We start from the raw sequence: 268 nt of genomic DNA on the forward strand, positions 1-268 counted from the left end.
GGAACTCATTAAATCTTTTGAACAGGAAGGAAATATCAAACATGTTTGTCCGGGTAATCCCACTCTTCAATTCACTGCAGCAGCATGGAAAGCTTTTTCTGAAAAAGAACAGCAAGATATTTTGATGGATTATCGTCTTGCTTTCTGTGGTTATGGTGAAGTGAACTGGTGTGAAGCTTTGGGAACCGTATTGGCTAATGATGAAGTAGTGAATGGCGTGAGTGAGCGTGGTGGACATCCTGTTGTCAAAAAGAAACTACGTCAATGG

The 268-nt window shown here is 41.0% G+C and carries 1 protein-coding gene; it reads left to right on the forward strand.

Annotated features, from left to right (window positions below; genetic code table 11):
* Nucleotides 1-268: hypothetical protein (locus tag VJI94_RS08425; RefSeq protein WP_324009038.1), on the forward strand; the 268-nt coding region annotated here is incomplete at both ends.

The organism is Parvimonas sp. D9 (genome assembly GCF_035282565.1).
GTDB lineage: Bacteria > Bacillota > Clostridia > Tissierellales > Peptoniphilaceae > Parvimonas > Parvimonas micra.